At 65.5% G+C, this 21,353-nt stretch carries 17 protein-coding genes and 2 pseudogenes; 15 read left to right on the forward strand and 4 right to left on the reverse strand.

Annotated features, from left to right (window positions below):
- A pseudogene (locus LZD57_RS06385) lies at positions 1-191 on the forward strand (hypothetical protein); the annotation flags it as partial.
- An 843-nt stretch (positions 192-1,034) separates the two neighbouring features.
- Here LZD57_RS06385 and LZD57_RS06390 read toward each other — a convergent pair.
- The 4 genes and pseudogenes from LZD57_RS06390 to LZD57_RS06405 all read right to left on the reverse strand — a co-directional run bounded on the left by LZD57_RS06390 (position 1,035) and on the right by LZD57_RS06405 (position 4,768).
- Complete coding sequence (locus LZD57_RS06390) at positions 1,035-2,084, reverse strand: threonine aldolase family protein (RefSeq protein ID WP_233718644.1); 1,050 nt, start codon at positions 2,082-2,084, stop codon at positions 1,035-1,037.
- 360 nt (positions 2,085-2,444) lie between these two features.
- Positions 2,445-2,663, reverse strand: a pseudogene (locus LZD57_RS06395) (pentapeptide MXKDX repeat protein); the annotation flags it as partial.
- A gap of 147 nt (positions 2,664-2,810) precedes the next feature.
- Positions 2,811-4,025, reverse strand: coding sequence for an acyl-CoA dehydrogenase family protein (locus LZD57_RS06400; RefSeq protein ID WP_233718795.1), 1,215 nt, complete (start codon positions 4,023-4,025; stop codon positions 2,811-2,813).
- Between the two features lie 17 nt (positions 4,026-4,042).
- A complete protein-coding gene (locus LZD57_RS06405; RefSeq protein WP_233718646.1) occupies positions 4,043-4,768 on the reverse strand; it encodes a TetR/AcrR family transcriptional regulator in 726 nt (241 codons plus the stop codon).
- A 174-nt stretch (positions 4,769-4,942) separates the two neighbouring features.
- On the opposite strand from LZD57_RS06405, the gene LZD57_RS06410 reads away from it, so the two are divergent.
- The 14 genes from LZD57_RS06410 (at position 4,943) to LZD57_RS06475 (ending at position 21,164) form a co-directional block, all read left to right on the forward strand.
- Positions 4,943-5,767 (forward strand): SDR family oxidoreductase, encoded by an 825-nt coding sequence (locus LZD57_RS06410; RefSeq protein ID WP_233718647.1) that lies wholly within the window; start codon positions 4,943-4,945, stop codon positions 5,765-5,767.
- Positions 5,767-6,279: a MaoC family dehydratase gene (locus tag LZD57_RS06415; RefSeq protein ID WP_420844756.1), complete on the forward strand. Its 513-nt coding sequence runs from the start codon at positions 5,767-5,769 to the stop codon at positions 6,277-6,279. Before LZD57_RS06410 ends, LZD57_RS06415 begins: the two co-directional genes overlap by 1 nt.
- Positions 6,280-6,344: 65 nt before the next feature.
- Positions 6,345-7,385: a phosphotransferase family protein gene (locus LZD57_RS06420; RefSeq protein WP_233718649.1), complete on the forward strand. Its 1,041-nt coding sequence runs from the start codon at positions 6,345-6,347 to the stop codon at positions 7,383-7,385.
- A 305-nt stretch (positions 7,386-7,690) separates the two neighbouring features.
- A complete protein-coding gene (urtA, locus tag LZD57_RS06425) occupies positions 7,691-8,998 on the forward strand; it encodes an urea ABC transporter substrate-binding protein (protein WP_420844757.1) in 1,308 nt (435 codons plus the stop codon).
- 257 nt (positions 8,999-9,255) lie between these two features.
- Complete coding sequence (gene urtB, locus LZD57_RS06430; protein WP_233718651.1) at positions 9,256-10,884, forward strand: urea ABC transporter permease subunit UrtB; 1,629 nt, start codon at positions 9,256-9,258, stop codon at positions 10,882-10,884.
- A 250-nt stretch (positions 10,885-11,134) separates the two neighbouring features.
- A complete protein-coding gene (gene urtC, locus LZD57_RS06435; protein ID WP_233718653.1) occupies positions 11,135-12,286 on the forward strand; it encodes an urea ABC transporter permease subunit UrtC in 1,152 nt (383 codons plus the stop codon).
- A 246-nt stretch (positions 12,287-12,532) separates the two neighbouring features.
- The gene (gene urtD, locus LZD57_RS06440) at positions 12,533-13,315 is read left to right on the forward strand and encodes an urea ABC transporter ATP-binding protein UrtD (protein ID WP_233718801.1); all 783 of its coding nucleotides are present in this window, start codon (positions 12,533-12,535) and stop codon (positions 13,313-13,315) included.
- Between the two features lie 223 nt (positions 13,316-13,538).
- Positions 13,539-14,234: an urea ABC transporter ATP-binding subunit UrtE gene (urtE, locus tag LZD57_RS06445; protein WP_233718654.1), complete on the forward strand. Its 696-nt coding sequence runs from the start codon at positions 13,539-13,541 to the stop codon at positions 14,232-14,234.
- A 306-nt stretch (positions 14,235-14,540) separates the two neighbouring features.
- Complete coding sequence (locus LZD57_RS06450; RefSeq protein ID WP_233718656.1) at positions 14,541-15,806, forward strand: ABC transporter substrate-binding protein; 1,266 nt, start codon at positions 14,541-14,543, stop codon at positions 15,804-15,806.
- A gap of 167 nt (positions 15,807-15,973) precedes the next feature.
- Entirely contained in the window at positions 15,974-16,975 is a 1,002-nt protein-coding gene (locus LZD57_RS06455) for a carbohydrate ABC transporter permease (protein ID WP_233718658.1), read from the forward strand.
- A 1-nt stretch (position 16,976) separates the two neighbouring features.
- The gene (locus tag LZD57_RS06460) at positions 16,977-17,804 is read left to right on the forward strand and encodes a carbohydrate ABC transporter permease (protein WP_233718660.1); all 828 of its coding nucleotides are present in this window, start codon (positions 16,977-16,979) and stop codon (positions 17,802-17,804) included.
- Positions 17,805-17,806: 2 nt separating this feature from the next.
- Positions 17,807-18,322 (forward strand): GNAT family N-acetyltransferase, encoded by a 516-nt coding sequence (locus LZD57_RS06465; protein ID WP_233718661.1) that lies wholly within the window; start codon positions 17,807-17,809, stop codon positions 18,320-18,322.
- 11 nt (positions 18,323-18,333) lie between these two features.
- Complete coding sequence (locus tag LZD57_RS06470) at positions 18,334-20,055, forward strand: alpha-glucosidase family protein (protein ID WP_233718663.1); 1,722 nt, start codon at positions 18,334-18,336, stop codon at positions 20,053-20,055.
- On the forward strand, positions 20,055-21,164 hold the full coding sequence (locus tag LZD57_RS06475; RefSeq protein ID WP_233718665.1) for an ABC transporter ATP-binding protein: 1,110 nt from the start codon (positions 20,055-20,057) through the stop codon (positions 21,162-21,164). The genes LZD57_RS06470 and LZD57_RS06475 overlap by 1 nt, the downstream gene beginning before the upstream one ends.
- Positions 21,165-21,353 lie beyond the last annotated feature (189 nt).

Here is a 21,353-nt window from a genome sequence, read left to right on the forward strand (position 1 = left end):
TCGTCAAGGCGCTCGACGAAGGCACCTTCGACACCGTGATCGGCGACCTCTCCTTCGACGACAAGGGCGACGTCACGCTGCCCGGCTACGTCGTCTACGAGTGGAAGGACGGCAAGTACGACTACGTGAACATGTCGGACCCGCAATTTTGTTGCCCGGACGACTGTCTCGACAACGGCGCTTGCCGATAGGAGGGGGTGTGTGAATACAAATTCCGACCTGAAAAGTATCAGAAAGGGAGGGTTCATAAAAAAGGAAAAATCTTGGATTCACATTATAATAAATAACAAAGAAATAATACAAACCACAATTTCGACCATAGGCATTATTGTTGTAATATTAGGGGCAATATCGACCGCAAATCGTTTTACAATTTCAAACTATATAGAATTCATCGAAAAAAATCTGAAAGAAGAAATCTCAAGAGAATTGATTAGAACAGATTTTCGGAGAAGATTGCTGTTGGGGACCATAAATCGCAAGGAGACGCTAGATTTTCTAGAGAAAAATGTCTCACCAATTTCAAATATTGGAAAAAGAAAAAAAGATATCCATAACAACACACCAGAAATACTATTTTTGGAGGAGAACAAAGATATATTCAACAATATTATAGAGACATCGTCATCTTTCACGATGCTTTCAAAATGTATGGAAATGGGTGGATGTAGGGATGTGTCGTATTGCAGCTTATATGAATATCGATACCGCTCTTTTATGAATAACTACTCTCAAATGATTATAAAGGTTTCTAAAGAATATTACATGAAGCCTATTGAGGCATCTTATTTGATGTCGTATTGCAATATAGAAAATAAATGGGGTATATATTAAATTAATAAAAAAATTTTGTTTTAATTTTTTGTTCCGATAATTGGTTTATTTAGAAATATGTAGATAGTCGCAATTCTATGTGGAGGTGTGCAAAAACAATATTCGACGGGCGGCAAAGTCAGCCGACCTCGTAATTTTTTTATCAGCGACGAAGCCTTAAGAAGGCGGAGCAGGTCGTGTCCCAATTCACGGCGTCTGATCTACCGAAGGAAGCTCGCGAACCGCTCCACGTCCGCTTCCGGCGTCGACCAGCTGGTGACGAGGCGGACGAGCGTTTCGCCCTCGGCGACGAGATCCGGCATCGAATGGGGCGGATTCCATTCGTAGAAGACGGCGCCCGCCGCCTGCATCCGTGTCGCCAGATCCTTCGGCAGGATGGCGAAGACCTCGTTGCTGCGGGTCGGCCAGGCCTCGCGCGCCGCGTTGGACGCGGAAAGCGCTGCGCGCAGGCGGTCGGCCATCCGGTTGGCGTGGCCGGCCATGTCGAGCCACAGGCCGGCCTCGAAATAGGCCATGAATTGCGCCGCGACGAAGCGCGTCTTGGAAAAGAGCTGCGCGCCGCGCTTGCGGATGTAGGGAAACTGGGTCGCCTTTTCGGGATCGAAGACGACGATCGCCTCGGCGCACCAGCAGCCGTTCTTGGTGGCGCCGAAGGAGAGGATGTCGACGCCGAGTTTCCACGTCATTTCGGCCGGCGAGAGCCCGGTCGCGACGAGGCCGTTGGCAAAGCGTGCCCCGTCCATGTGCAGCGTCAGGCCGCGCTCGTGGGCGATGCCGGCGATCACTTCGATCTCGTCCGCGCCGTAGAGCGTACCGGCCTCGCCCGGCTGCGAGATCGAGACCGCCATCGGCTGTCCGGCATGGACGTGCCCCGGCTTGAAGCGGGCGATCTCGCGCCTGAGGTTCGCCGGGTCGATCAGGCCGTTCGGCCCGTCGACCGGGGCCATGCGGGCGCCATGGGTGAAGAATTCCGGCGCGCCGCACTCGTCCTCGACGACATGCGCCTCGCGATGGCAGAGGACGACGCCGCCCGGCCGGTTGACCGAGGCGAGCGCCAGCGAGTTCGCCGCCGTTCCGGTGCCGACGAAGAACACCGCCACCTCGCGCTCGAAGATCTCGTCGAAGCGCTTTTCGACCGCCTTGTCGAGGTCGCTGGTGCCGTAGGCGCTGGCCATGCCTTCGCCGTGGCGGGCGAGGGCTTCGTTGATGGCGGGGTGGGCGCCGGACCAGTTGTCGGATGCGAAGATCATGGGCGAGGCGTATATTGCGTCGCGAAAAAGCGCAAGACGACGGCTCTAGCGCTGCTCGGGCCATCCCGTTCAGGGCTTCGATCGGGCCTGGAGGCCGGCGCCCCGTGAGCCGCATCGTCCCGAATTCATGGCGGAGCCGCCGGCGGGCGGCGGCTCCGCCATGGCTCATTTGGCGATCTTCTCGCATTCCTGCATGGTGGCGGAGGCGGTCGCCTCCATCATCATCGTCTTGCCGTCCTCGCCGGTCATGAACAGCATGCAGTGCTCGACCGGCTTGCCGTGCTTCATCATGTTGGCCATCATCGCGTCGTCCGACGATGACGTCGTGCCCATGTGGCCGTCCGGCATGACGGCCATGACCTGGCCCGACTTCATCATCGTCATCATGTCGCCTTCCATCGCCATGGCGTCGGACTTCATGCCGTCGGGCGACATGGAATCCGAGTGCATCGCGTCCGAAGACATCGAATCCGAGGACATCGCATCGGATTTCATCGTGTCGGATTTCATGGTGTCCTGGGCGAAAGCGGGAGCGGACAGCGCCGTCGCGGCGAGGGCGGCGAGAATGAACTTGCGCATGGTTGGTTCTCCGTTGCGAACGCGCAAATCGGCGTTCGCGACGGGCTTCGCGGCGCGCGAGCCGGCCGTTACCGGACCTGCGCGGCGGGACGATGAATTCCCCGTGAGGACGCCCGATCGCCGGGCGGGGAGGCCGTCGAAGCGACCTCAGTATTTGCTCAACTCCCACCGGGCGACCTGGCGACGATGGACCGCGTCCGGCCCGTCGACGAGGCGGAGCGTCCTCACATGGGTCCACATCCGCGCGAGCGGCGTGTCCTGCGAAATGCCGGTCGCCCCATGCAGCTGGATCGCCTGATCGACCACGTCGATGGCGACGCTCGGGGCGACGACCTTGATCGCCGAGATCCATGGCGCCGCGGCCTTGGGATCGCCCTGGTCCATCATCCAGGCGGCCTTCAGGCACAGGAGGCGTGCCATCTCGATGTCCATCCGGGCCTTGGCGACGACGTCGTAGTTCTCGCCGAGTTCGGCCAGCTTCTTGCCGAAGGCCTCGCGGGAAAGCGCCCGCCGGCAGAAGATCTCCAGGGCGAGTTCCGCCTGGCCGATGGCCCGCATGCAATGATGGATGCGCCCCGGCCCGAGGCGCCCCTGGGCAACCTCGAATCCGCGGCCCTCGCCGAGAATCATCGCCGATTTCGGCACCCGGACGCCGGTAAAGCGGATGTGCATGTGGCCGTGCGGCGCGTCGTCGTCGCCGAAGACCTGCATGGCGCGCAGCACTTCGATCCCCGGCGTGTCGGCGGGAACGAGCAGCATGGAATGGCGACCATGCTTGGGACGGTCGTCGCCCCCGGTGCGCGCCATGACGATGTAGACGGCGCAGCGCGGATCGCCGGCGCCGGACGCCCACCATTTCTCGCCGTCGAGCACGTAGTCGTCGCCGTCGGCGACGCAGCGTATGGAAATGTTGGTCGCGTCGGAGGAGGCGACGCCGGGCTCGGTCATCAGATAGGCCGAGCGGATTTCGCCCTCGAGCAGGCGCGGCAGCCAGGGCGCCTTCTGCTCCTCGGTGCAGAAGCGCTCCAGCACCTCCATGTTGCCGGTGTCGGGCGCCGAGCAGTTGAAGGTCTCGGCGCCGAGATGCGCCTTGCCCATCTCCTCGGCGAGATAGGCATATTCGACCGTCGAAAGGCCGTAGCCGCGCGCCGAGGCGGTGAGCCAGAAGTTCCACAGGCCGCGGCTCTTCGCCGCCGCCTTCAGACCTTCCAGGATGTCGCGCTGGCGCTGCGTGTAGACGAAGCGGCCGTCCTTCGGCACCTCGGCGAGGAATTCCTCGCTCGCGGCAGCGATCTCGTCGCGCACCATGTCGCGGACCGCGGCGTGAATTGGCTTCAGCCGCTCCGAAAGGCCGAGATCCATTGCCTGTGGCGAAACCGTCATCGTGAAAACTCCTCCCTCAGCGTCGTGTCGGACGCTCCGATCCCCCGAAGCGCGAAATAGGCCAACTGCCGGGCGATCAAACCGCGTCGGTCGGCAAGTTCGGCAATCGTGTCGTGCGGCCAGAGGATCGGCGCGTCGAGCGCCGTCACGAAGATCCGGCCAAGCATGGCCGTGTCGCGGCCGGTCGGCAGGTCGCGCTCCTCGACCGCCTCGGCGATCAGCCGGGTGAAGATCGCGTCGTAGCGTCGGCGCCTCTCGGCAATGCCGGCGATCGCCTCGGCCTCGCCGGCACCGAGGGTGGCGATGGCCATGCCGGACGTCGCCCCCGCCAGCGTGCGATGCAGGGCGATGTCGGCCAGCACCGCGGCGGAATGGACGTTCGCGGCTTCGGTCAGACGGGCGATCGCCCGTTCGCGGCGGCCGGCGATCTCGTCGGTGCGGGCGGCAAGGCGCGCGAGGCCGTCTTCGCACAGATCGGCCAGAAGCTCGCCCTTCGAGCGATAGCGATGATAGACGAGGCCCTTGGTGGCTCCGAGGCTTTTCGCCACCTCGTCGATCGAGGCGGCGGCATAGCCGCGGGCCGCGAAGATCTCGGCCGCCGCCGCAAGGATGCGGCGGCGCAACGCCGCGTCCTCGCCGCCGCGGATCGCGGCGAAGTCCCGCTCCCGCCGCGGCGGTCGCCGGCGGGGCCGGTCCTGGTCTCGTCTCTCGCGCTCCGGCATCGACCGATCCTCGACGGCGCCGCCCGTTGCGTCGGGCGGCGTCGTCGAGGATGGGACATGCAACTTCGCGCGGTGTCAAACGAGCGATCGGGGCGAAAGCCGGGCGCCGGCGCCTTGGGCTGCGGCCCACCGGCCCTAGATGCCGGACGAACGCCAGCAAGGAAGGCTGTCCGCATGGCCGATCCCATCCTCGAACGACTGTTCTCGCTTCGCGGCAAGACCGCCCTCGTCACCGGCGGGGCGACCGGCATCGGCCGGATGATCGCGACGGCGCTCGTCGCTGCCGGCGCGACCGTCCACATCGCCTCGCGCAAGCTCGAAGCCTGCGAGGCGGCGGCGGAGGAAATCGGCGCCGAGGGTCATCCGGGCACGGTCATGGCGCTTTCCGGCGACGTCTCCAGCGAGGAGGGCGTCGCCGCGTTGGCGAAGGCGATCGGCGAGCGGACGGACAGGCTGGACGTTCTCGTCAACAATGCCGGCGTCTCCTGGGGCGCGCCGCTCGGCGAGTTTCCCTATTCGGCCTGGAACAGGGTGCTGTCGGTCAACGTGGTCGGGCTGTTCTTGCTCACCCAGGCGCTGCTGCCGCTGCTCGAAGCCTCGGCCAGCGACGACGATCCGGCCCGCATCGTCAATCTCGGCTCGGTGATGGGCGCCCAGCCGCTGGCGGAAAACGTCTATTCCTACGCCGCCTCCAAGGCGGCGGTGCATCATCTCACCCGGTCGCTGGCGAAGGAACTCGCCGCGCGCCGCATCACCGTGAACGCCTTCGCGCCCGGGCCCTTCCAGTCGAAGATGACCGCCTTCGCCACCGGCACCGACGAAAAGGCCGAGAAGGTCGGCCGCGGCGTTCCTCTCGGCCGGATCGGCCTTCCGGACGACATCGCCGGTGCGACCCTGTTCCTTTGCGGACGGGCCGGCGCATATATCACCGGTGCCATCCTGCCCATCGACGGCGGCATCGGCACGATGACGGGACCGGAGCTGTTCGGGGAAGATTGATGGCATTGAATTCGGTGGCCGAAACGGAGGCGCTGATCGCCGAGCGGATGGTGCCGCTCGCGCGGTATCGGGAGCTGCTGGAGGCGGAGCCCTCGTTCTCGCCGTGGCTCACCGTCGACCAGACGATGATCGACCGGTTCGCCGTCGCCACCCACGACCATCAGTTCATCCATGTCGATCCGGAGCGCGCACGGGCCGAGACGCCCTTCGGCGGGACGATCGCCCACGGTTTCCTGACGCTCTCGCTGCTTTCGACCCTCGCCTACGAGGCGATTCCCGGCGTCGAGGGCATGCGCATGGGAATGAACTACGGCTTCGACAGGATCCGTTTCCTGAACCCGGTGAAGGCGGGATCGAGGGTTCGCGGCCGCTTCCGGATGGTCGGCCTCACCGAGCGCGCCGTCAGCCTGCAGACCACGTGGGACGCCGCCGTTGAGATCGAAGGGGCCGTGAAGCCGGCGCTGACGGCCGAGTGGATCACCCTGACTGTGATCACGCCGCCGGGAGACTGATCACGAGTCCGGCAAAGCCGAGGATTGCCGGGCGGGACGGCGTCTGAGCAGGGAGAAGGGCGATCATGGCTGACAGCGAAGCGGATCCGATCGATCAGGACGCGCTCGCCGCCTATCTGGAGGGCGCGATCGACGGCTTTGCCGGCCTCGAAAAGATCGTGAAATTCCAGTCCGGCCAGTCGAACCCGACCTATCGGCTGGACGCCGAGAGCGGCACCTACGTGCTCAGGGCGAAGCCGCCGGGCAAGCTCTTGAAATCCGCCCATCAGGTGGATCGCGAGTTCCGCGTGATGGCGGCGCTCGCCGGCTCCGACGTGCCGGTTCCGGCGATGCTGCACCTCGCCGGCGACGAGGAGTCGCCGATCGGTCGGGCCTTCTTCGTCATGGAGCACGTCGACGGCCGGATCTTCTGGGATCCTGCACTGCCGGAGGCCGAGGATCCTGCGGAGCGGGCCGCGATCTTCGACGCCATGAACGGAACCCTCGCCGCGATCCATTCCGTCGATCTCGAGCGGGCCGGTCTCGCCGATTTCGGCCGTCCCGGCAATTATTTCTACCGGCAACTGTCGCGTTGGAGCGAACAGTGGCGTCAGTCGAAGATCGACGACATTCCCGAGATGGACCGGCTGATCGACTGGCTGGAGGACAATCTGCCCGCCGACGACGGCGTCACCACCCTCGTCCATGGCGACTATCGCCTCGACAATCTGATCTTCGCCAGGGACCGGCCCGAAATCCTCGCCGTTCTCGACTGGGAGCTTTCCACCCTCGGCCACCCGCTCGCCGATCTCGCCTATCAGTGCATGCAGTGGCGCCTGCCCAATCGCGGCACCTTCAAGGGTCTCGGCGGCGTCGACCGGGCCGAGCGGGGCATTCCGAGCGAGGCGGACTACGTCGCACGCTACTGCGAGCGCCGCGGTCTCGACGGGGTCGACGACTGGACCTTCTACCTCGCCTTCTCCTTCTTCCGCCTCGCGGCGATTCTGCAGGGGGTCTACAAGCGCTACGCCGACGGCAATGCGTCGAACCCCGAAAAGGCACAGGTCTACGGCCGCAACGTGCCGGTGCTGGCGAAGCTGGCGCTGGAGGCGATCGAGCCTGCGTGACGGGCCGTTGCATGTCGGGGCGGCGCCGGGTCGCCGCGGCGCCAGCCGCGGCGTGATCAACTGCGGAATTCTTGTGCATTTGCGCGCGAATTGCACAGAGTTTCATCGCAGTGCCGACTTTCAACGCATCCCTTCGTCCCCCGTTCGCGCAAGGGTCGCGGCGTCATCCTCGCTCCACGGCGCCAATAGCACCCTTTCGGGCGAAGTTGCCGCTCTGACCTCCCGTCGAGTCAAGTCTGGCACGGGCTTTGCTCATTGACCTCCCCGAGGCCGGAGAACGGCCCGTGCGACGACTGGAGGTCATGATGAAATCAGCCATGAGATGGATGCAGAAGACGGCCGCGGCGGCGACGATCGCCGCGTTCGGCGTCACCGGAAGCTACGCCCAGGCGCCGACGGGCGAGCCGATCAAGGTCGGCATCCTCCATTCGCTGTCCGGCACGATGGCGATCTCCGAGACGACCCTCAAGGACGCCATGCTGATGCTCATCGACGAGCAGAACAAGAAGGGCGGCGTGCTCGGCCGGCCCTTGGAAGCGGTGGTCGTCGACCCGGCTTCCGACTGGCCGCTCTTTGCCGAAAAGGCTCGTGAGCTGATCAGCCAGAACGACGTCGCGGCGGTCTTCGGCTGCTGGACCTCGGTGTCGCGCAAGTCCGTGCTGCCGGTGTTCAAGGAGCTGAACTCGATCCTCTTCTATCCCGTCCAGTACGAGGGCGAGGAGTCCGAGCGGAACGTCTTCTACACCGGCGCCGCCCCGAACCAGCAGGCGATCCCGGCGGTCGACTATCTGATGGACGAAGGCGTGAAGCGCTGGGTGCTGGAAGGCACCGACTACGTCTATCCGCGCACCACCAACAAGATCCTCGAGCAGTATCTCAAGGACAAGGGCGTCGCCGCCGAGGACATCATCGTCAACTATACGCCCTTCGGCTTCTCCGACTGGCAAACGGAAGTCTCGCGCATCAAGGAATTCGGTTCGGCCGGCAAGAAGACCGCCGTCGTCTCCACCGTCAACGGCGACGCCAACGTTCCCTTCTACAAGGAACTCGCCAATCAGGGCGTCGCGGCGACCGACATTCCCGTGGTCGCCTTCTCGGTCGGCGAGGAAGAACTCGCCGGCATCGACACCGGCCCGCTGGTCGGCCATCTCGCCGCCTGGAACTATTTCCAGTCCGTCGACACGCCGGAGAACGAGGAGTTCATCGCCAAGTGGCATGAATTCATCGGCAATGACGAGCGCGTCACCAACGACCCGATGGAGGCCCATTACATCGGCTTCAACATGTGGGTGAAGGCGGTCGAGAAGGCCGGCACCACCGATGCCGACGCCGTGATCGACGCCCTGCCGGGCATCGAGCAGGCCAACCTCACGGGCGGCACCTCGAAGATGCTGCCGAACCATCACATCACCAAGCCGGTGCTGATCGGCGAGATCAACGACGAGGGCCAGTTCGACGTCGTCTCCGAGACCGACGATCTCGTGCCGGGCGACGCCTGGTCCGACTTCCTGCCGGAATCGAAGAAGCTCGAGGCCGACTGGGTCGACCTGAAATGCGGCAACTACGACACCGAGGCGAAGAAGTGCCTCGGCGACGCCGCGACGTCCAACTGAGACGCGCCGCGAGCGCGATCCGGAGAGCTCTGGCACCGGGCTCTCCGCAAGGATCGTGCTCCGGCACCCGGTGGGGCGGATTGCGGTTTTCTCCCGCCGCAGTCCGCCGCAGCCAGGGCGTATCGAACGCTGCGCTCGCAAAGCATCAAGCCTGCCTCCCGAGCAGCGACGGCGGGGTGGCCCTCGGCCGCTCCGCCCTTCCCATTCATTGCCTGTGGCCGGACGTTTCGCGGCCGCGAAGGATCGTGTGAGACGACATGAACCGAGCGATACCGTGGCTGCTCCTCAGTCTTGCCGTGTTGCTGTTCGGCCCCGGTCCGGCGGCGGCACAGCAGGCGGAGGCGGATCCCGCCGCCATCGTTCAGAAGTTCGGCGGCAAGCAGAGCTTCGACGCGACCGAGGCGGTCATCGCCGAACTCGCCGCCACCGGCGACGAGCGCGTCGCCCGGGCGCTGAGGGCGCTGCGTGACGGCGATCTCTACTGGCGGGAGAGCGACGAGGCGGTCTTCGTCGCGACCCGCAAGGGGGGCGACTACGAGATCTTCGATCCGATCACCGGCGCAAGCGCAGGCACCGTGCCGAGCGGCGATCTCCAGAAGGTCCGGGTGAAGAATTCGATCCGCAATGCCGTGACCGGGGCCCTCGGCACCTTGACGCTCCGGGCCGACAACCCGGCCCAGCGCATGCGCGCCGCCAGCACGCTCTTCTCCGAGGCCGATCCCGAGATGATCGGACCGCTCGATGCCGCCATCGCGGCGGAGGAGGACGCGGCGGTCAAGGCCCGCATGGAGGAAGCCCGCGCCAGCGCCGTTCTCGCCTCGGATCTTCCGGCCGAGGACAAGGCGGCGGCGGCGAAGGTTCTGGCCGGTCGCGCCGACCGGGAATCCCTGACCATGCTCATCCGTTTCGCCGGTGCGACCGACGATCCGGTGGCCAGGCAGGCGGCCGAGGCGGCGATCGTCGCCATCCAGAACAACATCGCCTTCTGGAACCAGATGCAGAACGTCTGGTACGGCCTGTCGCTGGGTTCCGTGCTGCTTCTGGCGGCGATCGGGCTGGCGATCACCTTCGGCGTCATGGGGGTCATCAACATGGCCCATGGCGAAATGGTGATGCTCGGCGCCTACACGACCTTCGTCGTCCAGGAATTCATCCGCAACAACGCGCCGGGACTGTTCGAATGGTCGCTGGCGATCGCCCTGCCGCTGGCGTTCCTCGTGTCGGGCGCCGTCGGTCTCGTCATGGAACGCGGGCTGATCCGCTTTCTCTACGGCCGGCCGCTGGAGACGCTGCTCGCGACCTTCGGCGTTTCGCTGATCCTGCAGCAGGCGGTGCGCACCATCTTCGGCCCCTCCAATCGGCAGGTCGGCAATCCGGACTGGATGTCCGGCGCCTTCGACGTCGGGCTGATGTCGGTGACCTGGAACCGGCTGTGGATCATCGTCTTCGCGCTGGTCGTCTTCCTGGCGCTGCTCGCCGTCCTCAACCGGACGCCGCTCGGCCTGCAGATGCGCGCCGTCACCCAGAACCGCCGCATGGCGGCGGCGATGGGCATCCGGACGCCCTGGGTCGACGCCATGACGTTTGCGCTCGGCTCCGGCATCGCCGGCATCGCCGGGGTGGCCCTCAGCCAGATCGACAACGTCTCGCCCAACCTCGGGCAGAGCTACATCATCGACTCCTTCCTTGTCGTGGTCTTCGGCGGTGTCGGCAATCTCTGGGGCACGCTGGTCGGGGCGATGTCGCTCGGGGTCGTCAACAAGTTCCTCGAGCCCTATGCCGGGGCGGTGCTCGGCAAGATCGTCGTCCTCGTCCTCATCATCCTGTTCATCCAGAAGCGCCCCCGGGGCCTCTTCGCCCAGAAGGGGAGGTTCGTCGACGCATGATCGGCCTGTTTTCGAGTTCACTTCCGATCGGCCGCCGCGGCGGAAACTGGCTGATCTCCCCCCTTGAGGGGGAGATGGGCGGCAGCCCAGAGGGGGGTATACCACGCGCAGGCGTTTCCCCATTCGAGAACCAAGGCGCACGCCGCACCCCCCTCTGCCTTGCCAGGCATCTCCCCCTCAAGGGGGGAGATCAGGCCAATCGCAGAACTCGGCGTCCTGCCGTTTCGCCTTGGTGGACGGAGGCCGCGCGATGATCCTCGCCCGCTTCCTCGGCCCCCGCGTCTGGATCCTGGTTGCGGTTATCCTCGCGGCCGCAGTCCTCGTTCCGATGGCCAATCTCGGCCTTCCGCGGGACCATCCACTGCATGTCCCGTCCTATGCCGTGCAGCTCTGGGGTCGCTTTGTCTGCTATGCGCTCCTCGCGCTCGCACTTGATCTCGTCTGGGGCTATGTCGGCATCCTGTCGCTCGGCCACGGCGCCTTTTTCGCGCTGGGCGGCTATGCCATGGGAATGTATCTGATGCGCCAGATCGGCGCGCGGGGCGGTTACGGCAATCCTGTCCTGCCGGATTTCATGGTCTCCCTGAACTGGAAGGAACTCCCCTGGTACTGGTATGGCTTCGACCAGTTCTGGTTCGCCTGTCTGATGGTCGTTTTGGTCCCGGGCCTGCTCGCCTTCGTCTTCGGCTTCTTCGCCTTCCGGTCGCGGGTCACCGGCGTCTATCTCTCGATCATCACCCAGGCGATGACCTATGCGCTGCTCCTCGCCTTCTTCCGAAACGACATGGGCTTTGGCGGCAATAACGGTCTGACCGACTTCAAGGACATTCTCGGCTTTCCGATCCAGGCTGTATCGACGCGCGCGGCGCTGTTCGCGGCAAGCTGCGTCGCCCTCGCGATCGGCGTGCTTCTGGTTGGCTGGATTACCCGGTCGAAGCTCGGCAAGCTGATGATCGCGGTTCGCGACGCCGAAAGCCGCACCCGCTTCATCGGCTGGCGACCGGAATATGTGAAGCTCTTTGCCTTTACCGTTTCGGGTGTGATGGCCGGTGTCGCCGGCGCGCTTTACGTGCCGCAGGTCGGTATCATCAATCCGGGCGAGTTCTCGCCGCTGAACTCGATCGAAGTGGTGATCTGGGCGGCGGTCGGGGGGCGCGGCACGCTGATCGGCCCCGTCCTCGGCGCGCTGCTCGTCAATTACGGCAAGACCATCTTCACCACGGTATGGCCCGAAACCTGGCTGTTCCTGCTGGGTGGTCTGTTCGTCTTCGTCACGCTGCTCCTTCCCCGCGGCATCGTCGGCACCATCGATCACGGCTTCGACGCCTTCCGGGCGACCCGCCGGGCGCGCGACGCCGAAAAGGGCGAGGCGGCAGGCGCCGTCCCCAATCCGGCGGAGTAGGCGAGGATGGTCGAGACGAAAGTGGCAGGCAAGGTCGCGGGCGACGTGCACACACTGACGACGCCGCAGGGGAGCGGTCCTGGAAAACCGGTCCGGAATGCGGCGGAAGCGGCCGGCCCGCGGCCGGTCGAGGAACGATCGCGTGGGCCCGGCGAACGCGCCGTGGTCGAACCGGGGCCCGCCGGCCCGCAGGCCGAAAGCAGCCATCGCGAGCCAGACGTCTCGCCGCATCCCTACGCCGCGCTGATGCGCGAGCGGCGTCTCGCCGCGGAAGCGGAGGGCAGGGCCCGGCGCGACACGCTGCTTTATCTGAGCGGCGTCACCAAGAGCTTCGACGGCTTCAAGGCGATCAACAACCTCTCGCTGGTGATCGAGAAGGGCGAGATGCGGGCGATCATCGGCCCGAACGGCGCCGGCAAGACGACGATGATGGACATCATCACCGGCAAGACGCGGCCGGACAGGGGCGAGGTCTTCTTCAACGGCGACGTCGATCTCACCCATCACGACGAGGCGGCGATCGCCTCGATGGGCATCGGCCGCAAGTTCCAGAAGCCGACCGTCTTCGAGAGCCACACGGTGGAAGACAACATCCGGCTGTCGCTGTCGGGCCCCCGCTCCGTCCTCGAAGCGCTGGTCCACCGCAAGGACGAGGCCGAGCGCGAGCGGATCGAGGCGATCCTCGAAACGACGCGGCTGACCGACAAGCGGAAGACCTTCGCCGCCAACCTCTCGCACGGCCAGAAACAGTGGCTCGAAATCGGCATGCTGCTCGCCCAGGACCCGGAGCTGCTTCTCGTCGACGAGCCGGTCGCCGGCATGACCGACGCCGAGACCGAGGAGACCGCCCGGCTCCTGCGCGAGATCGCCGCGACCCGCTCGGTCGTCGTCGTCGAGCACGACATGAGCTTCGTGCGGGCGCTCGGCGTGAAGGTCACCTGTCTGCACGAGGGCTCGGTGCTGTCCGAGGGCTCGCTCGACAAGGTATCGAACGACCCGAAGGTGATCGAGGTGTATCTCGGACGATGACGCTTGCTCCTACCACGATGCCGGATGGGCGCCTTCGCCACAGCTTCGTCATCCCGGCCTCGAGCCGGGATCCATGCCTCGGCGTGTCGCGCATCAAATTCGGTTCCGGAGTGGTCGCGGCCGGGACTTGGAATGGATCCCGGCTCGAGGCCGGGATGACGACCGGCGAGGCATCGCGTGACCCGAGGTCGAAAACCGGCGGCACTGCGGAAGGACCGACCCCATGCTGACCGTCTCCAACGTCGATCTCTACTACGGCGCCGCCCAGGCGCTCCGGAACGTCTCGATCGGCGCCAAAAGCGGCGAGATCACCTGCGTCCTCGGGCGGAACGGCGTCGGCAAGACCTCGCTGCTGCGCGCCGTCGTCGGCCAGCAGCCGATCCGCCGCGGCGAGATCGCCGTCGACGGCGAGGTCATGGGGCGCGAGGCGCCCTATGCGCGGGCGCGCCGTGGCATCGGCTTCGTGCCGCAGGGCCGCGAGATCTTTCCGCTTCTGACGGTGAAGGAGAACCTCCAGACCGGCTATGCGCCGCTGAAGGCCTCCGACCGGCAGATCCCAGATCACGTCTTCGAACTCTTTCCCGTCCTCAAGGGCATGCTCTCGCGCCGCGGCGGCGACCTCTCCGGCGGCCAGCAGCAGCAGCTGGCGATCGGCCGGGCGCTGGTCACCCGCCCGCGGCTGCTGGTCCTGGACGAGCCGACTGAGGGCATCCAGCCCTCGATCATCAAGGACATCGGCCGGGCGATCCGCTTCCTCAAGGACAATTCCGGCATCGCCATCCTGCTCGTCGAACAGTATCTCGATTTTTGCCGCGAACTCGCCGACAGGGTCTATGTCATGGATCGCGGCGAGATCGTCTTCGAAGGCCCCGCCGAGGGCCTCGACGACCCGGAGGTGCGCAAGCACCTGACGGTCTGATCCGCCGGTTGCCAGGCCGGCTTTCGCGGCTCCCGCCGACGGTCCGGCGTCGTCGAAAAGCACGGCGCCGCTGCGCCATCGCCGGCTCGCGGCCGGGCGCGGCCCGGCGCATTTTGCCCGCGTCGCTTCTGCTGCCGGCAACTTACTTCCTCTTCGAAACTTGCCTTTCGGACTTGTTCGGCTAGCATTCCATCAGAACGGGATGCGATGCGGCGCCGGCCATGGGAGTGGTGGAGCCGCTGGCTCGAAGACGTCGAAAAGACGCACCGGCATGTCGCATCGACGACGACGATGGGAGGAAGTCGGATGAAATTCCGCAACATGGCCGCTGCCGTGGCCGCAATCGCGCTGATCTCCGGTGGGGCCGCCCGGGCCGAGGAACTGGCGCTCGTCGCCGGCTCGATCGGCAAGGACATCTCCGAACTCAGGATGCAGCTCGACGAGTTCCAGAAGGAGACGGGCCATACCGTCAAGCTCGTCGAAATGCCGGCGTCGACGACAGACCAGTTCGGCCAGTATCGGCTCTGGCTGTCGGCCGGCAATCAGGACGTCGACGTCTATCGTACCGACGTCATCTGGGCGCCGCAGCTCGCCGCGAGCTTCGTCGACCTCACCGAGGCGATGAAGGACGAGATCCCCAAGCACAACCCGTCGATCATCCAGTCCCAGACGGTGGACGGCAAGCTCGTCGCCTTCCCGATGTATACCGACGCGCCGGCGCTCTATTATCGCACCGACCTTCTGGAGAAATACGGCAAGGAGCCGCCGAAGACCTGGGCCGAGTTGACCGAGACGGCGAAGGAAATCCAGGACAAGGAGCGCGAGGCCGGCAATTCCCAGTTGAACGGCTTCGTCTTCCAGGGCGCGCCCTATGAGGGCCTCACCTGCGACGGGCTCGAATGGGTGGCCTCCAACGGCGGCGGCCAGATCGTTTCGCCGGAAGGCGAGATCACCATCAACAACGAGAAAGCCGCCGCGGCCATCGACATGGCCAAGGGCTGGGTCGGAACGATCGCGCCGGAAGGCGTCCTGTCCTACAAGGAGGAGGAGGCCCGCGGCGTCTGGCAGACGGGCAACGCCGTTTTCATGCGCAACTGGCCCTATGCCTATGCCCTCTCGGCGGGCGAGGACTCCGCCGTCAAGGGCAAGTTCGACGTCGTGCCGCTGCCGGCGGGCGAGGGCGGCAAGTCCGCCGCCTGCCTCGGCGGGTGGAATCTCGCCGTATCGAAATATTCCCAGCACCAGGACGCGGCGATCGAACTCGTCAAGTTCCTCGGCTCGGAGAAGGCCCAGAAACAGCGGGCGATGAATTCCTCGCGTCTGCCGACCATTCCCGCGCTCTACGACGACAAGGAGATCGCCGAGGCGCAGCCGATCGTCGCCTCCTGGGGCGAGGTCGTCGAAAACGCCGTGCCGCGGCCGTCCGCGGCGACGAAGAAGCAGTACAACGAGGTCTCCAAGGAGTTCTGGACCGCCGTCAACGAGACTTTGTCCGGGCGCGGCACGGCCGCCGACAATCTCGACCAGTTGGAAAAGCGACTGCGCCGGCTGAAGCGCAGCGCTTGGGAGTGATCCCCGCCTGAGGCTGCGGGGGCTCGCGAGAGGTCCCGCGCCTCGCCACTTGGCCTCGGCAGCCGCAGGGCGTTCGGCCGACGGCGCATGGAACGACCGCGACGGGCTCGAGACCGGAGACGGCCGACAGGGCGGGCGCGATCGCGGCATCCGACGGGGAGGAGATCATGGCCGACGTTCAGGCGGGCGTGCCGCCGACAGAAAAGTCTCTCGAAACCGAGCGGGCAGGGGCCCGACCGCGCTCCGATCTTTCCCGGCAGAGGCTTCGGTCCGCCTGGATGTTCCTCGCGCCGATGCTTCTGGTGCTCGCCCTGGTGGCCGGCTGGCCACTGTTGAAGACCATCTGGTTCTCGCTCACCAATGCCAGCCTCTCCGATCTGGAAGGTGCCGAGTTCGTCGGGCTCCGCAACTATTACGAATATGTCGACTACGGCGACGGGGAGGGCGAATATTTCGGCCTGCTGTTCGACCCGCAGTGGTGGAACGCCGTCTACAACACCGTCTATTATTCGGTGATCTCCGTGGTGATCGAGACGGTGCTCGGGCTCGTCTTCGCCCTCGTCCTCAATGCCGAGTTCAAGGGCCGCGCCTTCGTCCGGGCCGCCGTCCTGATCCCCTGGGCGATCCCGACCATCGTCTCGGCCAAGATGTGGGCCTGGATGATGAACGACCAGTTCGGCATCCTCAACGACATGCTGATGGCGATCGGCATCATCTCCACCCCCGTCGCCTGGACGGCCAGCCCCGACACGGCGATGTGGGCGGTGATCATCGTCGACGTGTGGAAGACGACGCCCTTCATGGCGCTCCTGATCCTCGCCGGTCTGCAGATGGTGCCGGGCGACGTCTACGAGGCGGCGAAGATCGACGGCATTCATCCGGTCAAGGTGTTCTGGAAGGTGACGCTGCCGCTGATCCGCCCGGCGATCCTCGTCGCGGTGATCTTTCGCGCCCTCGACGCGCTGCGGGTGTTCGACCTCATCTACGTGCTGACGCCCAACAACACCCAGACGAAGTCGATGTCGGTCTTCGCCCAGGAAAATCTCTTCCAGTTCGACAAATTCGCCTATGGCTCGGCAGCCTCGACGCTGCTGTTCCTGGTGATCGCCTTCATCACCTTGTTCTACATCAAGATCGCCCGGCTCGATCTCGGCGGCAGGGGGAAGTGAGATGCCTTACGCGGTCAAGCGCACAGGCTTTTATGCCCTCGTCGTGTTCATCGTCCTGTTCTCGGTCTTTCCGTTCTACTACGCCATCCTCACCAGCCTGAAATCCGGCACGGCGCTGTTCCGGGTGAACTATCTGCCGGTCGACTTCTCGCTGGCGAATTACGAGGGGGTCCTCACCAACGGCGTCTTCCCGACGAACATCCTCAATTCGGTGATCCTCGCCGTGGTGGTCGTGGCGATCTCGCTGTTTCTGGCGGTGACGGCGGCCTATGCCCTGTCGCGCATCAACTTCGCCGGACGGGGACTTCTGCTTCTGACCATCCTCGCCGTGTCGATGTTCCCGCAGATCGCCGTCTTGGCCGGCCTGTTCGAAATGGTCCGCTGGGCCGGCGTCTACAACACGCTGTTCTCGCTGATCTTCGCCTATATGATCTTCACCCTGCCCTTCACCGTCTGGGTGCTGACCACCTTCATGCGCGACCTGCCGATCGAGATCGAGGAGGCGGCGATCGTCGACGGTGCTTCGCCGTTCACCATCGTCATGCGGGTCTTCCTGCCGCTGATGTGGCCGGCGCTGGTGACGACCGGGCTCCTTGCCTTCATCGCCGCCTGGAACGAGTTCCTGTTCGCGCTGACCTTCGTCTCCAACAATGCCACCCGCACGGTCCCGGTGGCGATCGCGCTGCTCTCCGGCGCGTCCGAGCAGGAAATCCCATGGGGGACGATCATGGCCGCCTCGGTGATCGTCACGGTTCCCCTGATCGTCCTCGTCCTCATATTCCAGCGCAAGATCATCTCCGGCCTCACCGCCGGCGGCGTGAAGGGGTGAGGATGGAGACCGATCCTCATGTCCGGCCGGAGACGCCCGCCGATCATGCGGTGGTACGATCCCTGATCGAGGCGGCTTTCCGGGATGCCCCGCACAGCGACCAGACCGAGGCGGCGATCGTGGATGGACTGCGGGAGGCCTCGGCCATGGCCCTTTCGCTGGTCGCCGTCGACGAGGATGGCGGCATCCTCGGCCATATCGCCTTCTCGGCCGTTTCGGTCGCGAGCGGCGAGAGCGGCTGGTATGGCCTCGGCCCGGTTGCCGTCTGGCCGCAGCTCCAGCGCCGGGGGATCGGCACGGCGCTGGTGAGCGATGGTCTGCGCAGGCTGAAGGAGAGAGGAGCGAAGGGCTGCGTTCTTCTCGGCGACCCGGCCTTCTACTCGCGCTTCGGCTTCGAGAGCGACCCGGCGCTCACCTATCGCGGTCTGCCGAGCGAGTACGTGCAGCGCCTCGTCTTCATCCCGCCGGCGCCACGCGGCGAGATTACCTACCATGCGGCCTTCGAGGTCGCCGCCTGATGGAGCGCGACTTGGACGACGGGACCAACGGCTTCCCCACTTCTTCGAATGCCGCCGACCTTCGGCGCGAGGCCGACTGGTGGCGCGGCTGCGTCCTCTACCAGATCTATCCGCGCTCGTTTCAGGACTCGAACGGCGACGGCATCGGCGATCTCGCCGGCATCACCCGGCGCATCGCCCACGTCGCCTCGCTCGGCGTCGACGCGATCTGGATCTCGCCTTTCATGACCTCGCCGATGAAGGACTTCGGCTACGACATCGCGAACTACCGCGACGTCGACCCGATCTTCGGCACGCTCGACGATTTCGACGCCCTCGTCGCCGAGGCCCACCGTCTGGGCCTGAAGGTGATCATCGACCAGGTGCTGTCCCACACCTCCAGCCTCCATCCCTGGTTCGTGACGAGCCGCTCCTGCCGGGACAACGACAAGGCCGACTGGTATGTCTGGGCGGATCCGAGGCCCGACGGGACGCCGCCGAACAACTGGCTCTCGGTCTTCGGCGGCACCTCCTGGGAGTGGGACTCCCGGCGCAGGCAATATTACCTCCACAACTTCCTCGCCTCGCAGCCGGACCTCAATTTCCACAACGAGGCGGTCCGCAGGGCGCTGCTCGACGACGTGCGCTTCTGGCTCGAGCGCGGCGTCGACGGCTTCCGGCTCGATACGGCGAATTTCTACTTCCACGACGCCGCGCTGCGGGACAATCCGCCGCTGGGCGAAGAGCTTCGGTCCGAGGTGATGGCCTCGCGCAACCAGCCCTACAATTTCCAGGACCACGTCCACGACAAGAACCGGCCGGAGGTGCTGACCTTCTTCGGCGAGTTGCGGGCTCTGCTCGACGAATACGGCGCGATGGCCGTCGGCGAGGTCGGCGAGCGGATCCGCGGCGTCGAGCTGATGGCCGAATACACCACCGGTTCCGATCGCCTGCAGATGTGCTACGCCTTCGACTTCCTCTCCGGCAACATGCCGTCTCCGGCCGCGATCCGGCGGACCATCGAGCGCTTCGAAGAGGCGGGGCCGGGCGGCTGGGCTTGCTGGGCGTTCTCCAACCACGACGTCGAGCGTCACGCCAGCCGCTGGACCGCCGGCGGCCGCGACACCGAGAAGACGCTGCGCCTCGCCGCCGGCATCCTGATGACGCTTCGCGGCTCGGTTTGCCTCTACCAGGGCGAGGAACTGGGGCTCACGGAGGCGGACATCGCCTATGAGGACCTCGTCGACCCCTACGGCATCAATTTCTGGCCGGAGGTGAAGGGCCGCGACGGCTGCCGCACGCCGATGGCGTGGGAGGCGGGAGAGGATCATGCCGGCTTTTCCGCCGCGCGGCCGTGGCTGCCGGTGCCGTCCGAGCATGCCGCCCGGGCCGTCGACGCGATGGAGACCGATCCCGGCTCGCTGCTCCACTTCTATCGCCGGCTGATCGGCTTCCGCCGGGGCCATCCGGCGCTCGGCAGGGGAGCGATCACCTTTCTCGACGCTCCCGAAGGCGTCCTCGCCTTCGTCCGGGACGTCGGATCGGGCGAGGAAGGTCCCGGCGAAAGGCTCCTCTGCGTCTTCAATCTCGGGGAAGAACCGGTGCGCTTCGACCTGCCGGCGGGGCTCGACCCGCAGGCTCTCGACGGCCACGGCTTTGCCGGCCGGCGCGAGGGGGCGGGCATCCATCTCGGCGACCACGACGGTTTCATCGGCGCGCTTTCACCGGGCGCCCACGGATTTGGGAGGATCTGATGGCCAATCTGAAGCTCACCAAGGTCAGGAAGGCCTATGGCTCGGTCGAGGTGCTGCACGGCATCGATCTCGACATCCGGGCCGGCGAGTTCGTCGTCTTCGTCGGCCCGTCCGGCTGCGGAAAGTCGACGCTGCTGCGCGTCATCGCCGGACTGGAGGACATCACCGGCGGGACACTGGAGATCGGCGGGCGGGTGGTGAACGCGCTGACGCCGAAGCAGCGCGGCATCGCCATGGTGTTCCAGTCCTACGCGCTCTATCCGCACATGACCGTCTACGACAACATGGCCTTCGGCCTGACGCTGGAGAAGGGGACGGGCAAGGAGGAGATCGACAGGCGGGTGCGAGAAGCGGCGCGCATCCTGCAGATCGAGCCCTATCTCGACCGGCTCCCCAAGGCGCTCTCCGGCGGCCAGCGCCAGCGCGTCGCCATCGGCCGGGCGATCACCCGGGATCCGCAGGTCTTCCTGTTCGACGAGCCGCTCTCCAATCTCGACGCGGCGCTGCGCGTCCAGACCCGCATCGAGATCGCCCGTCTGCACGAGCGGATGGAGGGCACGACGATGATCTACGTCACCCACGACCAGGTGGAGGCGATGACGCTGGCCGACCGGATCGTCGTCCTCAACAAGGGCCATGTCGAGCAGGTCGGCTCGCCGATGGAGCTCTACAATTCCCCCGACAATCTCTTCGTCGCGAAGTTCCTCGGCTCGCCCTCGATGAACATCCTGCCGGCGACGATCGAGAGCGCCGGCGCGACGACCCGCGTCGTGCCGCAGGGCGGCTCGACGGTCGATCTGCCGGTCGCGACACCGGGCTCGCTGCAGGGCAAGCCCGCCCATCTCGGCATCCGGCCGGAGGACCTTTCCGTCTCCGACGATCGAGCCGCGCCGTTCCGCGGCACGGTGGTGCTGACGGAATCGCTCGGCGAGGTGACGCTGGTCTATATCGACATCGGCCGGGCGGACGAGCCCTTCGTCGCCAAGCTGCCGGGCGAGGTCGCCATGGAGCGCGGAACGAGGATCGGCCTCACCGCGAGGCCGGAGGCGATGCGCCTCTTCGACGAGAGCGGTCAGGCGATCCGCTCGCAGATGCGCCGGGCCGCCTGAGGCGGCGGAACCCATCGCTTCCGCCGTTGACGCAACCGTGTTCTCACCTTCACTCGCCGGGCAGTAATGTCGACGCATCGCTCGGCGAAGTCGCTCATGTCGATGCCGACCGCCGGTGGACCGTCCGGGCGGCGCCGTTCAATCGCTCGGGCGAAATAGCAGCGTCCGACAGCCGGAGACGTGAGCCTG

It is taken from the genome of Jiella avicenniae, assembly GCF_021390325.1.
Taxonomy (GTDB): Bacteria; Pseudomonadota; Alphaproteobacteria; order Rhizobiales; family Rhizobiaceae; genus Jiella; species Jiella avicenniae.

What these genes read in the sequence shown, in the direction of transcription:
- LZD57_RS06420 (WP_233718649.1), top strand. Translation starts at nt 6,345, where the DNA reads ATGGCTGACAGCGAAGCGGATCCGATCGATCAGGACGCGCTCGCCGCC.
- LZD57_RS06455 (WP_233718658.1), top strand. Translation starts at nt 15,974, where the DNA reads ATGGCCGACGTTCAGGCGGGCGTGCCGCCGACAGAAAAGTCTCTCGAA.
- LZD57_RS06460 (WP_233718660.1), top strand. Translation starts at nt 16,977, where the DNA reads ATGCCTTACGCGGTCAAGCGCACAGGCTTTTATGCCCTCGTCGTGTTC.
- LZD57_RS06400 (WP_233718795.1), bottom strand. Translation starts at nt 4,025, where the DNA reads ATGGATCTCGGCCTTTCGGAGCGGCTGAAGCCAATTCACGCCGCGGTC.
- LZD57_RS06475 (WP_233718665.1), top strand. Translation starts at nt 20,055, where the DNA reads ATGGCCAATCTGAAGCTCACCAAGGTCAGGAAGGCCTATGGCTCGGTC.
- LZD57_RS06410 (WP_233718647.1), top strand. Translation starts at nt 4,943, where the DNA reads ATGGCCGATCCCATCCTCGAACGACTGTTCTCGCTTCGCGGCAAGACC.
- LZD57_RS06405 (WP_233718646.1), bottom strand. Translation starts at nt 4,768, where the DNA reads ATGCCGGAGCGCGAGAGACGAGACCAGGACCGGCCCCGCCGGCGACCG.
- LZD57_RS06465 (WP_233718661.1), top strand. Translation starts at nt 17,807, where the DNA reads ATGGAGACCGATCCTCATGTCCGGCCGGAGACGCCCGCCGATCATGCG.
- urtB (WP_233718651.1), top strand. Translation starts at nt 9,256, where the DNA reads ATGAACCGAGCGATACCGTGGCTGCTCCTCAGTCTTGCCGTGTTGCTG.
- urtA (WP_420844757.1), top strand. Translation starts at nt 7,691, where the DNA reads ATGAAATCAGCCATGAGATGGATGCAGAAGACGGCCGCGGCGGCGACG.
- urtD (WP_233718801.1), top strand. Translation starts at nt 12,533, where the DNA reads ATGCGCGAGCGGCGTCTCGCCGCGGAAGCGGAGGGCAGGGCCCGGCGC.
- LZD57_RS06450 (WP_233718656.1), top strand. Translation starts at nt 14,541, where the DNA reads ATGAAATTCCGCAACATGGCCGCTGCCGTGGCCGCAATCGCGCTGATC.
- LZD57_RS06390 (WP_233718644.1), bottom strand. Translation starts at nt 2,084, where the DNA reads ATGATCTTCGCATCCGACAACTGGTCCGGCGCCCACCCCGCCATCAAC.
- LZD57_RS06415 (WP_420844756.1), top strand. Translation starts at nt 5,767, where the DNA reads ATGGCATTGAATTCGGTGGCCGAAACGGAGGCGCTGATCGCCGAGCGG.
- urtE (WP_233718654.1), top strand. Translation starts at nt 13,539, where the DNA reads ATGCTGACCGTCTCCAACGTCGATCTCTACTACGGCGCCGCCCAGGCG.
- urtC (WP_233718653.1), top strand. Translation starts at nt 11,135, where the DNA reads ATGATCCTCGCCCGCTTCCTCGGCCCCCGCGTCTGGATCCTGGTTGCG.